13 protein-coding genes, 1 tRNA gene and 2 rRNA genes are annotated in these 16013 nt (G+C 54.0%); 12 read left to right on the top strand and 4 right to left on the bottom strand.

Annotated features, from left to right (window positions below; all coding sequences use genetic code 11):
* The first annotated feature begins 7 nt into the window (after positions 1 to 7).
* The 5 genes from prmA (at position 8) to MXM41_RS17365 (ending at position 5127) form a co-directional block, all read left to right on the top strand.
* Positions 8 to 889, top strand: a complete 882-nt coding sequence (gene prmA, locus MXM41_RS17385; RefSeq protein ID WP_325933322.1) for a 50S ribosomal protein L11 methyltransferase — start codon at positions 8 to 10, stop codon at positions 887 to 889.
* 378 nt (positions 890 to 1267) lie between these two features.
* Positions 1268 to 2233, top strand: a complete 966-nt coding sequence (gene dusB, locus MXM41_RS17380) for a tRNA dihydrouridine synthase DusB (RefSeq protein WP_325933320.1) — start codon at positions 1268 to 1270, stop codon at positions 2231 to 2233.
* A gap of 23 nt (positions 2234 to 2256) precedes the next feature.
* On the top strand, positions 2257 to 2553 hold the full coding sequence (gene fis / locus MXM41_RS17375; RefSeq protein WP_000462905.1) for a DNA-binding transcriptional regulator Fis: 297 nt from the start codon (positions 2257 to 2259) through the stop codon (positions 2551 to 2553).
* A 200-nt stretch (positions 2554 to 2753) separates the two neighbouring features.
* Positions 2754 to 2918, top strand: coding sequence for a DUF2556 family protein (locus tag MXM41_RS17370; protein WP_039030652.1), 165 nt, complete (start codon positions 2754 to 2756; stop codon positions 2916 to 2918).
* 127 nt (positions 2919 to 3045) lie between these two features.
* Positions 3046 to 5127, top strand: a complete 2082-nt coding sequence (locus tag MXM41_RS17365; RefSeq protein WP_325933315.1) for a putative bifunctional diguanylate cyclase/phosphodiesterase — start codon at positions 3046 to 3048, stop codon at positions 5125 to 5127.
* Positions 5128 to 5141: 14 nt separating this feature from the next.
* Here the strand turns inward: MXM41_RS17365 and envR are convergent, their stop codons facing one another.
* Positions 5142 to 5780 (bottom strand): acrEF/envCD operon transcriptional regulator, encoded by a 639-nt coding sequence (gene envR / locus MXM41_RS17360; protein ID WP_325933314.1) that lies wholly within the window; start codon positions 5778 to 5780, stop codon positions 5142 to 5144.
* A 392-nt stretch (positions 5781 to 6172) separates the two neighbouring features.
* Between envR and MXM41_RS17355 the strand changes: the two genes are divergently transcribed.
* The 7 genes from MXM41_RS17355 to MXM41_RS17325 all read left to right on the top strand — a co-directional run bounded on the left by MXM41_RS17355 (position 6173) and on the right by MXM41_RS17325 (position 15544).
* Complete coding sequence (locus MXM41_RS17355; protein ID WP_325933313.1) at positions 6173 to 7312, top strand: efflux RND transporter periplasmic adaptor subunit; 1140 nt, start codon at positions 6173 to 6175, stop codon at positions 7310 to 7312.
* A gap of 10 nt (positions 7313 to 7322) precedes the next feature.
* Positions 7323 to 10436, top strand: a complete 3114-nt coding sequence (locus MXM41_RS17350; RefSeq protein ID WP_325933312.1) for an efflux RND transporter permease subunit — start codon at positions 7323 to 7325, stop codon at positions 10434 to 10436.
* A 320-nt stretch (positions 10437 to 10756) separates the two neighbouring features.
* On the top strand, positions 10757 to 10978 hold the full coding sequence (locus MXM41_RS17345) for a lipoprotein (RefSeq protein WP_325933310.1): 222 nt from the start codon (positions 10757 to 10759) through the stop codon (positions 10976 to 10978).
* A 412-nt stretch (positions 10979 to 11390) separates the two neighbouring features.
* Positions 11391 to 12416: an amino acid ABC transporter substrate-binding protein gene (locus MXM41_RS17340; protein ID WP_325933309.1), complete on the top strand. Its 1026-nt coding sequence runs from the start codon at positions 11391 to 11393 to the stop codon at positions 12414 to 12416.
* 67 nt (positions 12417 to 12483) lie between these two features.
* Positions 12484 to 13665 (top strand): amino acid ABC transporter permease, encoded by a 1182-nt coding sequence (locus MXM41_RS17335; RefSeq protein ID WP_325933308.1) that lies wholly within the window; start codon positions 12484 to 12486, stop codon positions 13663 to 13665.
* Between the two features lie 9 nt (positions 13666 to 13674).
* Complete coding sequence (locus MXM41_RS17330; RefSeq protein WP_325933307.1) at positions 13675 to 14778, top strand: amino acid ABC transporter permease; 1104 nt, start codon at positions 13675 to 13677, stop codon at positions 14776 to 14778.
* A 7-nt stretch (positions 14779 to 14785) separates the two neighbouring features.
* Entirely contained in the window at positions 14786 to 15544 is a 759-nt protein-coding gene (locus tag MXM41_RS17325; protein ID WP_325933306.1) for an amino acid ABC transporter ATP-binding protein, read from the top strand.
* Positions 15545 to 15645: 101 nt separating this feature from the next.
* Here MXM41_RS17325 and rrf (MXM41_RS17320) read toward each other — a convergent pair.
* The 3 genes from rrf (MXM41_RS17320) to rrf (MXM41_RS17310) form a co-directional block, all read right to left on the bottom strand.
* A 5S ribosomal RNA gene (gene rrf, locus MXM41_RS17320) occupies positions 15646 to 15761 on the bottom strand.
* A 43-nt stretch (positions 15762 to 15804) separates the two neighbouring features.
* Positions 15805 to 15880, bottom strand: a tRNA-Thr gene (locus MXM41_RS17315).
* Positions 15881 to 15894: 14 nt separating this feature from the next.
* Positions 15895 to 16010 (bottom strand): 5S ribosomal RNA (gene rrf / locus MXM41_RS17310).
* Positions 16011 to 16013: the final 3 nt, after the last annotated feature.

Raw genomic sequence — 16013 nt, 5'->3', positions numbered from 1 at the left:
TTTTGCCATGCCGTGGATCCAACTAAAACTGAATACGACCGGCGCTAACGCCGAAGAGATGAGCGATGCGCTGATGGAGGCCGGTGCGGTCTCTATCACCTTCCAGGACACGCATGACACGCCGGTGTTTGAACCGCTGCCGGGTGAGACGCGCCTGTGGGGCGACACTGATGTCATCGGTCTGTTTGATGCCGAAACCGATATGGCTGACGTGGTGGCCATGCTGGAGAATCACCCGCTGCTGGGCGCAGGCTTTGCGCACAAGATTGAGCAGCTGGAAGACAAAGACTGGGAGCGTGAGTGGATGGATAACTTCCACCCGATGCAGTTCGGTAAGCGCCTGTGGATCTGCCCGAGCTGGCGCGACGTTCCCGATGAAAACGCGGTTAACGTGATGCTCGATCCCGGCCTGGCATTTGGTACCGGTACGCACCCGACCACCTCTCTGTGCCTGCAGTGGCTGGATGGTCTGGATCTGGACGGTAAAACGGTGATCGACTTTGGCTGCGGTTCCGGGATCCTCGCCATCGCCGCCCTGAAGCTCGGCGCAGCAAAAGCGATTGGGATTGATATCGACCCGCAGGCGATTCAGGCCAGCCGTGATAACGCCGAACGTAACGGGGTCTCCGATCGTCTTGAGCTCTATCTGCCGAATGACCAGCCACAAGCCATGAAAGCCGACGTGGTGGTCGCTAACATTCTGGCCGGCCCATTACGCGAACTCGCCCCGTTAATCAGCGTACTGCCTGTTGAGGGCGGTCTGCTGGGCCTTTCCGGTATTCTGGCCAGCCAGGCTGAAAGCGTCTGCGAAGCGTACGCCGATCTGTTCACTCTTGATCCGGTTGTTGAGAAAGAAGAATGGTGCCGCATAACGGGTCGTAAAAAATAGAGCATGATGGGTTTGCCGGTTTTTTTAAACCGCTTCTCTGGTTAAAGAGCAGGCAACCCATTGATAAAGATCATGTTCTAAAATGCGACGCAGATCGCAAAGAACCGCGAAAATCTGCTGTTAAAAACAGCAGATTATTCGGTTTCAGGTTTCATTATTTAAGAAAAACCGAGAAGTTTTAGGAAATTGTAAGCGGCCATAAAATCGCCACACTCATTTAAGTGAATGATTTATATCGCATATAATTTTCCCTGTTATGCTTTGTCCCTGATTCCATGATCTGTAACAGGGGATTGTTCAAAGTTTGGCCTTTCATCTCGTGCAAAAAATGCGTAAGATACGCCGCCTTGCAGTCACAGTATGGTCATTTCTTAACTCATGCGCATCGGAAACCACCAGCTCAGAAATCGCCTTATCGCAGCACCTATGGCAGGTATTACCGACCGACCCTTCAGGACGCTGTGCTATGAGATGGGAGCAGGTTTAACCGTTTCCGAGATGATGTCGTCTAACCCGCAGGTCTGGGAAAGCGACAAATCCCGTCTTCGGATGGTGCACATTGACGAACCAGGTATCCGCACCGTGCAAATCGCCGGGAGCATGCCTGAAGAGATGGCAGACGCCGCGCGTATCAACGTGGAAAGTGGCGCCCAGATTATTGATATCAATATGGGGTGCCCGGCCAAAAAAGTGAATCGCAAGCTTGCAGGTTCAGCCCTTCTGCAATATCCCGACCAGGTGAAGTCAATCCTGACGGCGGTTGTCAGCGCAGTGGACGTTCCTGTTACGTTAAAGATTCGCACGGGTTGGTCGCCGGATCACCGTAACTGTGTAGAGATTGCCCAACTGGCCGAAGACTGTGGCATTCAGGCCCTGACCATACATGGACGCACCCGCGCCTGTTTGTTCAACGGTGAAGCTGAATACGACAGCATTCGGGCAGTTAAGCAGAAAGTTTCCATTCCGATTATCGCGAATGGCGACATTACTGACCCGCTTAAAGCCAGAGCTGTGCTCGACTATACAGGGGCTGATGCTCTGATGATAGGACGTGCGGCTCAGGGAAGACCCTGGATCTTTCGGGAAATCCAGCATTATCTGGACACCGGGGAGCTGCTTGCCCCGCTGCCGCTGGCAGAGGTTAAGCACTTGCTATGCGCACACATTCGGGAACTGCACGACTTTTATGGTCAGGCTAAAGGGTACCGAATCGCGCGTAAACACGTATCCTGGTATCTCCAGGAACACGCTCCGGATGACCAGTTTCGGCGCACATTCAACGCCATAGAGGATGCCAGCGAACAGCTGGAGGCGTTGGAGGCATACTTCGAAAATCTTGCGTAATGAAATAAAGAGCTGACAGAACTATGTTCGAACAACGCGTAAATTCTGACGTACTGACCGTTTCCACCGTTAACTCTCAGGACCAGGTAACTCAAAAACCCCTGCGTGACTCGGTTAAACAGGCACTGAAGAACTATTTTGCTCAACTGAATGGTCAGGATGTTAACGACCTGTATGAGCTGGTACTGGCTGAAGTTGAACAGCCCCTGTTGGACATGGTGATGCAATACACCCGCGGTAACCAGACCCGTGCTGCTCTGATGATGGGCATCAACCGTGGTACGCTGCGTAAGAAACTGAAAAAGTACGGCATGAACTAATTTCGATTAGCTAAATGCTTGTTTAAAAAGGCGCGAACCGGCATGGGGAAGCGCCTTTTTTATGTCCCGTACTGCCCCGCTATTTACCTTCCCATTACGCCATTTTCCCCCGAAACGTAAACATCGGTACGCCCACTTCTCAGCCGCTATTTTTCGTGTATATTTCCTGCACTCTTGTCAATTGTTCCCGGAAATCCCGAATGATCCGTAAGTATTGGTGGTTAGTCGTCTTCGCGATTAGCGTTTTCCTTTTCGATGCGCTGTTAATGCAGTGGATTGAGTTGATGTCTACGGAAACGGACCAATGCCGCAACATGAATTCGGTTAACCCGCTCAAGCTGGTCAATTGTTCGGATCTGGATTAACCGCCTGGTATTCCTCGAAAATTGTACGGGCTTAAAAACCTTTGAGGCACCTCCATGGGATGATAATGTCTCAGCCCGTCTCACCCGGTATCACGTAATACCCCACTGCGTATGAGTTGATGAGATCATGCTGGTTAGCCAATACGACCAACTTCTTGTGGTTATCTCCTTTGTTGTCGCCATTCTTGCATCCTATACCGCGCTGAATATGGCAGGGCGCGTTGCCGGTAGCGCTGGCGTCGCAGCACGTATCTGGCTGACGGGCGGCGGTATCGCCATGGGTATCGGCATCTGGTCCATGCATTTTATCGGCATGCTGGCGATGGATGTTTCCATGCGGCTGAACTATGACCTGCTGAAAACGGCTCTCTCGATGCTTATCGCTATTGGCGCCTCGCTGTTCGCCCTTTGGCTGGTGAGCCGTGACCATTTACGCAGGCGTCGCTTGTTTACCGGTGCCGTGATTCTGGGTACGGGCATCGTGGCGATGCACTACACCGGCATGGCTGCATTACAGGTTGAGCCTGCTATCATCTGGCATATGCGCTGGGTGGCGCTGTCGGTGATTATCGCCCTCCTCGCCTCGCTGGCCGCCCTGTGGCTGACCTTCCGATTACGGCGCGACGCCGCCCAGGTCGCGCTGATGCGCGCGGGCGCTGCCGTGCTGATGGGCGTCGCCATCGCCGGCATGCACTACACCGGCATGAAGGCCGCCCAGTTCCCGGTTCAGGTGCATATGCATCATCAGGGAGTGAACGGCAGCTGGCTGGCGGTGCTGGTGAGCGTTGTGGCGCTCTCCATTCTGGGTATTACCCTGCTGGTCTCAATGTTTGACGCCCGCCTGCAGGCCCGCACTTCTCTTCTCGCCTCCTCGCTGGCCGAAGCCAACCGCGAACTGGCGCAGCTGGCGCTGCACGATACGCTGACCCGGTTGCCGAACCGCGTACTGCTGGAGGATCGTCTCGATCAGGCGATCAACAAAGCCGATCGCGAAGGGAAACTGTTTGCCCTGCTGTTTATGGATCTGGATGGCTTTAAAGCCGTCAACGACGCCTACGGACATGATACCGGCGATAAGCTGCTGGTCGCCGTAACCGAACGTCTGGAACAGCCGCTGAAGGGCCAGTACACCCTCGCCCGTATTGGTGGCGATGAGTTTGTACTGCTGGCCGAGATCGACGCCCCGAACGACGCCGCCACGCTCGCCAGCTCATTGGTACATGTTATCGACCAGCCCTTCAGCCTTGAGCTGTACGACCTGGTGGTGACCCTCAGCGTGGGGATTGCCATTTATCCCCATGATGGCAAAACCCAGCGCGAGCTGATGTTCAACGCCGATGCGGCGATGTATCACACCAAACATATGGGGCGTAATGGCTACCACTTCTTCCAGCCCTCGATGAATACCCTGGCGCAAAAGCAACTGCAGCTGATGAACGATCTGTGGCAAGCGCTGGAGCGTAAGGAACTGCATCTGGTTTATCAGCCCAAGTTCCAGGCTCCGGTTGGGCCCATTGTCGGTTTTGAAGCCCTGCTGCGCTGGCAACACCCTGCGCAAGGACTGTTACCCCCCGATCAGTTCCTGCCGCTGGCGGAAAAGAGCGGGCTGATTATTCCGATCGGCAACTGGGTGATTGACGAGGCCTGCCGTCAGCTGCGCGTATGGCATCTTGAAGGTCATACCGACTGGTCGATGGCGGTGAATCTCTCTACGCTCCAGTTTGAGCAACCCCAGCTGGTTGAAACCGTAATGAGCAGCCTGGCCCGGCACCACATTCCGCCGCATACCCTGATTCTGGAAGTGACCGAAACCACGGCCATGAATAACCCCGATGAGAGCGTTCGGGTGCTGACGGAGCTCACTCAGGCCGGAGTAAAAGCCTCGATCGATGACTTTGGCACGGGCTATTCCAGCCTGCTATACCTGAAAAAGTTGCCCGCCTGTGAGCTGAAAATCGATCGGGCATTTGTTAAAGATCTCAAAGGCGCGGGTGACGATGCGACGATCGTTTCCGCCATTGTTGCGCTGGCCAGGACGCTCAACCTGAAGGTGGTTGCCGAAGGGGTGGAAACCGAGGAGCAGCAGACCTTTTTGACCAACCTGGGATGTAATACGCTGCAAGGCTATCTGCTGGGTAAACCCGTCACGGCACAAACCATTAACGCCCTGAGCCACGATCCGCAGGCCATGCTGACACAGCAAATCTGACCCGGGCGATGCCGCTATGAAGCGGCGTTGTAGACTCTGTGGGCCACCGGTAACGTCGAGAGGATATTATCGACCAGCTCCGGCGCCTGCCGGTACAGATCCAGACGCTCGGGGCTCATTAACCAGTTTTTAATCAACCCGCAGAAAAAGCCATGAAAAACAATTAACGTGGTGTCGATATTAATCTGCGCCGAGACGCTGCCAAGCACAATACATTTCTGCAACATTTCACGAACGTTTTCATAGTTAAAGCCGATCCGTTCGCGAATATGATTTTCTGAAATCATGCCCTGATCAAATTCACATTTATGATAGAGGATCTGCAATAAGGTTCGCTGGCGACGATCCCGGGCAATATATTGCAAAGCGGTAACAAACTGCTCACGTAAAATTAATAATGGATCGCTCTCTTCTGCCTGCGTTAGCTGGCCGCGAATAATCTCACGCAGCGGGCGTTGTTCCTGCCAGATAGCGTTAAATATCTCGGCTTTACTGGTGAAGTGCCAGTAAACGGCACCGCGTGTCAGGCAGGCGGCATCGGCGATATCCGTCAGCGTTGTGTTGGCTACACCCCGTGCGGCAAATTGCTCTATCGCTGCCTCAATCAATAACTGGCGTGTCTTCTGTGCTTCGGCCTTAGTTTTACGCGCCATTGAAAATCACTCATTTAACGGGTTAGTTACTTTTATAAACTACGGCGATAACCGTCAGCGCGAGAATTATCCATCAGCCGGAAAAATAATTATGAACAAAAAAGGTCAAGCCGCTTAATTTATAAATCTTGCTGATATTTACGCGTCATTAATTCATAAGGCATATAAATATCTCTAAAGCAAAAAAGGCGAAAATACCAGGCCGAACGTGCTATAACGTTGTATTCGCTCGCGCTTCACCAGTTTTTTATATCCTCGCCTCATTCTCAGCACTTATAAATCAAAAACCCGCACGGCCATTCTTTATTATGGCGCCCGCCGTTTTCCGTTTACCTCTCCTTAACGCTTAACCCTGTCGGTTAATGCGGATTGATGATTTTAAAGGAATAGTCATGACGCCTAATTTCAGGTTTTTACCCTTATCCGGTTTTATCATCGGTGCCGCATTGCTCGTGGGTTGTGATGATCATGCAGGCCAGGCACAGCAGCCGCCGGCGCCGCAGGTCGTGGTGCATGTAGTAAAAAGTGCGCCGCTGGAGGTAACCACCGAACTGCCTGGCCGGACCGACGCATACCGTGTCGCCGAAGTGCGTCCCCAGGTCAGCGGCATTGTGCTGAAGCGCAACTTTACGGAAGGCAGCGATGTGAAAGCCGGCGAGTCGCTGTATCAGATCGACCCTGCCTCCTATCAGGCCGCATTTGACAATGCATCAGGCGAACTGGCCAAGGCCCAGGCGGCCGCCAGCATTGCTCACCTGACGGTAAAACGCTATTTACCCCTGGTCGGCACGCAATACGTCAGCAAGCAGGAGTACGATCAGTCAGTGGCTAACGCCCGTCAGGCTGATGCTTCGGTGATTGCGGCCCAGGCGGCCGTTGAGACCGCGCGCATCAATCTTGCTTATACCAAAGTGACGTCACCAATTAGCGGACGTATCGGTAAATCCAGCGTCACCGAAGGGGCCCTGGTTGCAAACGGACAGGCCTCGGCGCTGGCCACGGTGCAGCAGCTGGATCCTATCTATGTCGACGTCACACAGTCCAGCAACGATTTTATGCGCCTTAAACAGTCCAGTCTGCAAACGGGCGAAAGCACCAGCAGCGTACAGCTGCTGATGGAGAATGGTCAGCCGTACCCGCTGAAAGGCTCGCTGCAATTCTCGGATGTCACCGTGGATGAGAGCACCGGCTCCATTACCCTACGGGCTATCTTCCCCAATCCTCAACATATCCTGCTGCCGGGCATGTTTGTCCGCGCGCGCATTAACGAAGGCACCCAGCCGGACGCTATCCTGGTTCCGCAGCAGGGCGTCACTCGCACCCCACGCGGCGAAGCCAGCGTGATGGTGGTCAATGCTAAAAATCAGGTCGAAGCCCGTAACGTTGTCGCCCCGCAGGCGATTGGCGATCAATGGCTGATTACAGACGGCTTGCAGGAAGGGGATCGGGTGATTATCAGCGGTCTGCAAAAAGTTCGGCCTGGCGTCGCGGTGGTGGCGACCCCCGACACCGCCGCGCAGAAAGCGGGATAAGGAACAGAGCATGGCTAACTTCTTTATTCAGCGCCCGATCTTTGCGTGGGTGCTTGCCATTATCCTGATGATGGCAGGCGGGCTTGCGATTCTGCAGCTGCCGGTGGCGCAGTATCCCACCATTGCACCACCGGCCGTCGCTATCTCGGCAACCTATCCCGGTGCGGATGCCCAGACCGTACAGGATACGGTGACCCAGGTTGTCGAGCAGAACATGAACGGTATCGATAACCTGATGTACATGTCCTCCACCAGCGATTCAGCGGGTAGTGTGACCATCACCCTGACCTTCCAGTCGGGTACCGACCCGGACATTGCCCAGGTACAGGTGCAGAACAAACTGCAGCTGGCCATGCCGTTACTGCCGCAGGAAGTGCAGCAGCAAGGGATTAGCGTGGAGAAATCCAGCAGCAGCTTCCTGCTGGTCGCCGGTTTTGTCTCGGACAATAAAAACCTGAGCCAGGACGATATCTCTGACTATGTCGCCTCTAACGTCAAGGATGCTATCAGTCGTACCTCGGGTGTGGGCGACGTTCAGCTGTTTGGCGCCCAGTATGCGATGCGTATCTGGCTTGATGCGAACGCGCTGAATGCCTACCAGTTGACCCCGCTGGACGTGATTAACCAGTTAAAAACCCAGAATAACCAGATTGCCGCCGGTCAGCTTGGCGGTACGCCGTCGGTGCCGGGCCAGCAGCTCAACGCCTCAATCATCGCCCAGACGCGCCTGAAAACCGCAGAAGAGTTTGGCAACATCACCCTGAAGGTCAACCAGGACGGGTCGATGGTGCATCTGAAAGATGTGGCCCGGATTGCACCGGGCGGTGAAAACTACAATATGGTGACCAAAATCAATGGTCAGGCGGCGACCGGACTCGGTATCAAGCTCGCAACCGGCGCCAATGCGCTTGATACCGCTGCGGCAATCAAAAGCAAACTGGCGCAGCTGCAGACCTTCTTCCCGCAGGGTCTGAAGGTAGTCTATCCCTATGACACCACGCCGTTCGTGAAGATTTCCATTCATGAAGTGGTGAAGACGCTGTTTGAAGCCATCATCCTCGTCTTCCTGGTAATGTACCTGTTTCTGCAAAATTTGCGGGCCACGCTCATCCCGACCATTGCCGTGCCGGTGGTTCTGCTGGGCACCTTCGCGGTGCTGGCGGCGTTTGGCTTCTCGATTAATACCCTGACCATGTTTGGTATGGTGCTGGCGATAGGCTTGCTGGTGGATGACGCCATCGTGGTGGTGGAGAATGTCGAGCGCGTGATGGTGGAGGATAAACTCCCGCCAAAAGAGGCGACGCAAAAATCGATGTCGCAAATTCAGGGGGCGCTGGTCGGCATCGCCATGGTGTTGTCTGCAGTGTTTATCCCGATGGCCTTTTTCGGTGGTTCTACCGGGGCAATTTATCGTCAGTTCTCCCTGACCATTGTCTCGGCGATGGCGCTTTCAGTGCTGGTGGCGCTGATACTCACCCCCGCCCTTTGCGCCACCCTGCTGAAATCCCCCAGCGAGCATCATGAGAATAAAGGCGGCTTTTTCGGCTGGTTCAATGCCCTGTTCGATAAGAGTGTGGCCCATTACAGCAACAGCGTGAGCCACATTCTGCGTAAGACGGGCCGCTATCTGGTGGTGTACATCGTTATCGTCGGCGGCATGGCGGTGCTGTTCCTGCGCCTGCCCACCTCGTTCCTGCCGGAAGAGGATCAGGGCGTGTTTATGACGATGGTGCAGCTCCCGGCCGGCGCCACGCAAACCCGCACCCAGCAGGTGCTGGATCAGGTTGAGCACTATTACCTCAACAATGAAAAGGCCAACGTGGCCTCGGTGTTTACCGTTAACGGCTTTAGCTTCAGCGGCCAGGGGCAGAATGCCGGGGTGGCGTTTATCAGCCTTAAGCCCTGGGAGGAACGCCCCGGCGCTGAAAACAGCGTGGGCGCTATCGTCAGCCGGGCAACGCGGGCCTTCAGCCAGATCAAAGATGGGCTGGTCTTTCCGTTTAACCTGCCCGCGATTATTGAGCTGGGTACTGCGACAGGCTTCGATTTTGAACTGATCGACCAGGCCAACCTGGGACATAACCAGCTGACGCAGGCCCGAAACCAGCTGCTGGGCATGATTAAAGCCCATCCCGATATGCTGGTTCGCGTGCGACCCAACGGGCTGGAAGACACTCCCCAGTTCAAGCTGGATATCGATCAGGAAAAAGCGCAGGCGCTGGGCGTCAGCGTGTCGGATATTAATCAGACCATCTCCACCGCGCTGGGTGGGACCTACGTCAACGACTACATTGACCGTGGCCGGGTGAAGAAAGTGTATGTCCAGGCGGATGCCCGTTTCAGGATGCTGCCGGAAGATATTAATCGCCTGTATGTTCGTAGCGCCAACGGACAAATGGTGCCGCTCTCCGCGTTCAGTCAGTCGCACTGGATCTATGGTTCACCGCGCCTGGAACGCTATAACGGCACCCCTTCCATGGAGATCCTCGGGGAAGCGGCCCCCGGGAAGAGTACCGGCGAAGCCATGGTGTTAATGGAACAACTGGCGGCGAAACTGCCGACCGGAATCGGATACGAATGGACCGGCATGTCTTATCAGGAACGGCTGTCCGGCAACCAGGCACCTGCTCTGTATGCCATCTCGCTGGTGGTGGTGTTCCTTTGCCTGGCGGCGCTGTATGAGAGCTGGTCCATTCCATTCTCGGTGATGCTGGTGGTGCCATTGGGGGTGGTTGGGGCTCTGCTGGCTGCCTCCCTGCGTGGGCTGAACAATGATGTCTATTTCCAGGTCGGGCTGCTCACTACCATCGGTCTGTCGGCGAAAAACGCCATCCTGATTGTCGAATTTGCTAAAGATTTGATGGAGAAAGAGGGGAAAGGCATTATTGAGGCCACGCTGGAGGCGTCTCGTATGCGTCTTCGTCCTATCCTGATGACCTCGCTGGCATTTATCCTTGGCGTGTTGCCGCTGGTCATTAGCCACGGGGCGGGCAGTGGCGCGCAGAACGCCGTGGGTACTGGCGTGATGGGTGGCATGCTTTCAGCCACCCTGCTGGCGATATTCTTTGTGCCGGTCTTCTTTGTGGTGGTGCGCCGACGCTTTACGCGTCATCGTGAGCAATAGCAGATAAAGGCGCTTCGGCGCCTTTTCTTATGATAATAAACAAAAAATTAATCTATCTATTTATTTTTCTTATTAATTAGCGAACCAATCTATTGTCTGCTTAGGGGTTTTAACATTGCCCGTTTAAGCTATCCCTTCTCCCTGATTTCTCCATTATTGCCGTGCGATACTGAAGTTTTCTCCATATTTTTTACAATGCAAATAATTTGAGATTATTCACTCTTCATGGCGAATTTAAAGCGGTGGTAAAATAGCCATCAGCTTTGCAGAAGACATTCCTGACTATATCGCAAAGTTAGATTTCATTTTGAGGTAACACCATGAAAAGATTCATTTCGGTTGCACTCCTTGCCGCGTTGCTTGCAGGCTGCGCACATGACTCTCCGTGCGTACCGGTTTACGACGATCAGGGCAGACTGGTTCACACCAATACCTGTATGAAGGGTACCACGCAGGACAACTGGGAAACCGCAGGGGCGATCGCAGGTGGCGCAGCTGCCGTTGCTGGCCTGACACTGGGTATCATTGCCGTGTCTAAGTAATCCCGAAAGCGCGGATCCGTCCGCGCTTTTGCTTTTCCAGTTTTGTTAATAAACAAACCTGAATGGGCTCACATCTTTTTCTCTATTATTTTCATTTCATTTTTCCGTCGTGAGATTATTCACAACTTATTTCCTTCCGATATTCATACCTTAAATCATTTCTGCATTCATTCATTTTTAATCTGACTTTTGCTCTGAATTGTGGCGCAGGATGTAATTTCGCACCATTTCGGGGCGCTCGATTTAATTATCACTCTCTTCACTCTGCTTTACGCGTTGCCTAATCACTTATTACGTAAAATGCAAAAACTGGCATTACGTTTGCTTTATTAACGCTGGCCACAGCCACAGACAGGTAAAGCGTTTATAAAAGCCTCACTATAACGATAATTTTCGCCACACAGGATGCATTATGAAAAAGATGATGATGGCCAGCCTCGCCGCTGCGGGCGTACTTTTTGCGATTACCGGCCAGGCTCAGGCGGGCGCCACTCTGGATGCTGTAAAACAAAAAGGTTTTGTGCAATGCGGGATCAGTGACGGCCTCCCAGGTTTCTCTTACGCAGACGCTAACGGTAAGTTCTCCGGTATTGATGTCGACGTCTGCCGTGGCGTTGCCGCTGCGGTATTAGGCGACGACACGAAAGTGAAATATACCCCGCTGACGGCTAAAGAGCGCTTTACCGCCCTGCAGTCTGGCGAAGTGGATATGCTTTCGCGTAATACCACATGGACCTCATCGCGTGATGCCGGAATGGGAATGACTTTCACCGGTGTGACCTATTACGACGGCATTGGTTTCCTGACGCACAATAAAGCGGGCCTGAAGAGTGCGAAAGAACTGGATGGTGCGACGGTCTGCATTCAGGCGGGTACTGATACAGAACTGAACGTCGCCGATTATTTCAAAGCCAACAACATGAAATATACGCCAGTGACCTTCGATCGCTCTGATGAGTCCGCCAAAGCGCTGGAGTCTGGCCGCTGCGATACCCTGGCGTCGGATCAGTCCCAGCTGTATGCGCTGCGGATCAAACTGAGTAATCCGGCGGAATGGATTGTGCTGCCTGAAGTGATCTCCAAAGAGCCGCTGGGCCCGGTCGTCCGCCGCGGTGATGATGAATGGAACGCTGTCGTTCGCTGGACGCTGTTCGCCATGCTCAATGCAGAAGAGATGGGTGTTAACTCGAAGAACGTCGATGAAAAGGCCGCTAATCCAGCCACGCCTGATATGGCCCATCTGCTGGGTAAAGAAGGGGATTACGGCAAAGACCTGAAGCTGGATAACAAATGGGCGTACAACATCATTAAAAAGGTGGGTAACTACGCTGAAATCTTCGAGCGTAACGTCGGTTCCGAGAGCGCACTGAAGATCAGCCGTGGCCAGAATAACCTCTGGAACAATGGCGGTATCCAGTACGCTCCGCCAGTACGCTAAGCATCTTGCTGTAACGGGCACTGCCAGCGCGGTGCCCTGCCCAGAGTCACGGTTATCCGAGGTTTCTATGTTCCATCGCCGCTTAGCCCTGAAAGGCGCGCTCTCCTTTTCTAATCCTGTGGTTCGCGCCTGGCTGTTTCAGATCCTCGCTGTTGTCGCTGTACTGGCCGTCGCGATCTATCTGTTACATAACACTGTTATTAACCTGAGCTCACGCGGCATTACGTCGGGCTTTGCCTTCCTTGACCGTAGTGCAGGGTTTGGCATTGTTCAGCATTTAATAGAGTACAGTGAAGGCGATACCTACGGCCGCGTATTCCTGGTCGGCCTGATGAATACCCTGCTGGTTTCAGCTTTATGCATTTTGTTTGCCTCTCTGCTGGGTTTTTTCCTCGGACTTGCGCGTCTCTCAGATAACTGGCTGCTGCGTAAGCTCTCCACCCTTTATATTGAGACGTTCCGTAATATCCCGCCGCTGCTGCAAATCTTTTTCTGGTATTTTGCCGTATTACGCAACCTGCCAGGCCCCCGTCAGGCGGTGGATGCTTTTGATCTGGCCTTTTTAAGCAACCGCGGTCTGTATATACCTGCTCCGCAAATTGCCGAAGGGATGATGACGTTGCTGGCCGCGCTGGCGTGTGTGGTGGGGGTGTCGGTTGCGCTGTATCGCTACAACCGCATGCATCAGATTAAAACCGGGCAGCTCAGGCGCACCTGGCCCGTCTCGCTGGCTTTACTGGTGATCCTGCCGTGGCTGGCCCATGCGATCGCCGGTCCGGCAATTCACTGGGATATTCCGCAGCTGAAAGGGTTTAACTTCCGCGGCGGCATGGTATTGATCCCGGAACTGGCCGCCCTGACGCTGGCGCTTTCTGTCTATACCTCAGCCTTTATCGCAGAAATTATTCGTGCCGGTATTCAGGCGGTTCCTCATGGTCAGCATGAGGCCGCTCGCTCTCTTGGGCTCCCGAATCCGATCACCCTGCGCCAGGTCATCATCCCCCAGGCCCTGAGGGTTATCATTCCGCCGCTGACCAGCCAGTATCTCAATATCGTGAAAAACTCCTCCCTCGCGGCTGCGATCGGCTATCCCGATATGGTCTCGCTGTTTGCCGGGACCGTCCTGAACCAGACCGGGCAGGCCATAGAGACCATCGCCATTACGATGTCGGTCTACCTGATCATCAGCCTGACCATTTCACTGCTGATGAATATCTATAACCGTCGCATCGCTCTGGTTGAACGCTAAGGAACCATGATGACAAAAGCCGTCTTGTCTCACCCTGCGCGTCCGGCCACTACCGGCAACGGACGCGCCATTAACTGGGCGCATAAAAATCTGTTCTCCAGCTGGAGCAACACCTTACTTACTCTGCTGTGCTTGTGGCTGATGTGGGAGTTGATTCCTCCGCTAATCAACTGGGCATTTTTACAGGCTAACTGGGTCGGCACCACTCGTGCCGATTGTACGAAGGAGGGAGCCTGCTGGGTCTTTATTCACCAGCGTTTTGGGCAGTTTATGTATGGACTCTACCCTCACGATCAGCGCTGGCGGATCAACGTTGCGCTACTTATCGGGCTGTTCTCTATTATTCCCATGTTCTGGAAAGGATTACCGCAGCGAGGACGGTACATCGCCTGCTGGGCGGTGCTCTATCCCCTTATCGTCTGGGGGCTGTTATATGGCGGCCTGTTAGGTCTGGATCGCGTTGAAACTCGCCAGTGGGGCGGCCTGACGCTGACGCTGATCATCGCTTCTGTTGGGATTGCCGGCGCATTGCCGTCAGGGATCCTGCTGGCGCTGGGACGTCGTTCCACCATGCCGGTCATGCGAATCCTGTCGGTGATTTTCATCGAGTTCTGGCGCGGCGTTCCGCTTATCACCGTGCTGTTTATGTCTTCCGTGATGCTGCCGCTTTTTATGGCGGAAGGTACCACCATCGACAAGCTAATCCGCGCGCTGGTCGGCGTCATTCTGTTCCAGTCTGCCTATGTCGCAGAAGTCGTGCGTGGCGGGTTGCAGGCGCTACCCAAGGGTCAGTATGAGGCGGCCGAATCGCTGGCGTTGGGTTACTGGAAAACGCAGGGTCTGGTGATCCTGCCCCAGGCGCTGACGCTGGTGATCCCGGGCCTGGTTAACACCATTATTGCGCTGTTCAAAGACACCAGTCTGGTGATCATCATTGGATTATTCGATCTTTTCAGTAGCGTGCAGCAGGCTACCGTCGACCCGGCATGGCTGGGCATGTCGACAGAAGGCTATGTTTTTGCAGCTCTCGTTTACTGGATTTTTTGTTTTAGCATGTCGCGCTACAGCCAGCATCTGGAAAAGCGCTTTAACACCGGGCGTACACCGCACTGAGGAACCTATGAGCCAGATAACTATGACCCCCGCTGACGCGATGATTACGCTGGATAATGTGAATAAGTGGTACGGGCAGTTTCACGTGCTGAAAGACATTAACCTGAAGGTGAAACAGGGAGAGCGTATTGTCCTTTGTGGACCCTCCGGCTCGGGTAAATCAACGACGATCCGTTGTATTAATCATCTGGAAGAGCATCAGCAAGGCCGGATTGTGGTGGACGGTATTGAGTTGAACGACGATATCCGCAACGTTGAGCGTGTCCGCCAGGAAGTGGGCATGGTTTTCCAGCATTTCAATTTATTCCCCCATCTGACTGTTCTGCAAAACTGCACCCTGGCACCAATCTGGGTGCGGATGATGCCGAAAAAGGAGGCAGAGGCGCTTGCCATGCACTATCTGGAGCGGGTACGCATTGCAGAACATGCGCATAAGTTTCCGGGACAGATCTCAGGCGGACAGCAGCAGCGCGTGGCGATCGCCCGCTCTCTGTGCATGAAACCGAAAATTATGTTGTTTGATGAACCGACTTCAGCGCTCGATCCTGAGATGGTGAAGGAGGTTCTGGATACGATGATAGGGCTGGCGCAGTCGGGAATGACCATGCTCTGTGTTACGCATGAGATGGGCTTCGCCAGAACAGTAGCGGACCGGGTAATCTTTATGGATCGCGGAGAAATTGTCGAGCAGGCACCACCGGAGGAGTTTTTCTCTAACCCAAAATCAGAACGTACGCGCGCGTTTTTGTCGCAGGTTATTCACTAACGTTAACCGGCCCGGCGGCACTTTACGCGTCGGGCCCTGTTTTTTATGGCGCACAAACGCAAAAAGGCCATCCTGTCGGATGGCCTTTTCACTTAATTGATGTCTGGCAGTTCCCTACTCTCGCATGGGGAGACCCCACACTACCATCGGCGCTACGGCGTTTCACTTCTGAGTTCGGCATGGGGTCAGGTGGGACCACCGCGCTACAGCCGCCAGACAAATTCTTTTACTTCTTGCCGAACTTTAACCTAAGTATAAAGTGGTGCTGATACCCAGAGTCGAACTGGGGACCTCACCCTTACCAAGGGTGCGCTCTACCAACTGAGCCATATCAGCACGCTAAATTTGATGCCTGGCAGTTCCCTACTCTCGCATGGGGAGACCCCACACTACCATCGGCGCTACGGCGTTTCACTTCTGAGTTCGGCATGGGGTCAGGTGGGACCACCGCGCTACAGCCGCCAGGCAA

The sequence above is a fragment of the Leclercia adecarboxylata genome, assembly GCF_035787115.1.
GTDB lineage: Bacteria > Pseudomonadota > Gammaproteobacteria > Enterobacterales > Enterobacteriaceae > Enterobacter > Enterobacter adecarboxylatus_E.
The sequence above is the reverse complement of the archived record's forward strand: the minus strand, read 5'-3'. Positions and strand labels throughout refer to the sequence as shown.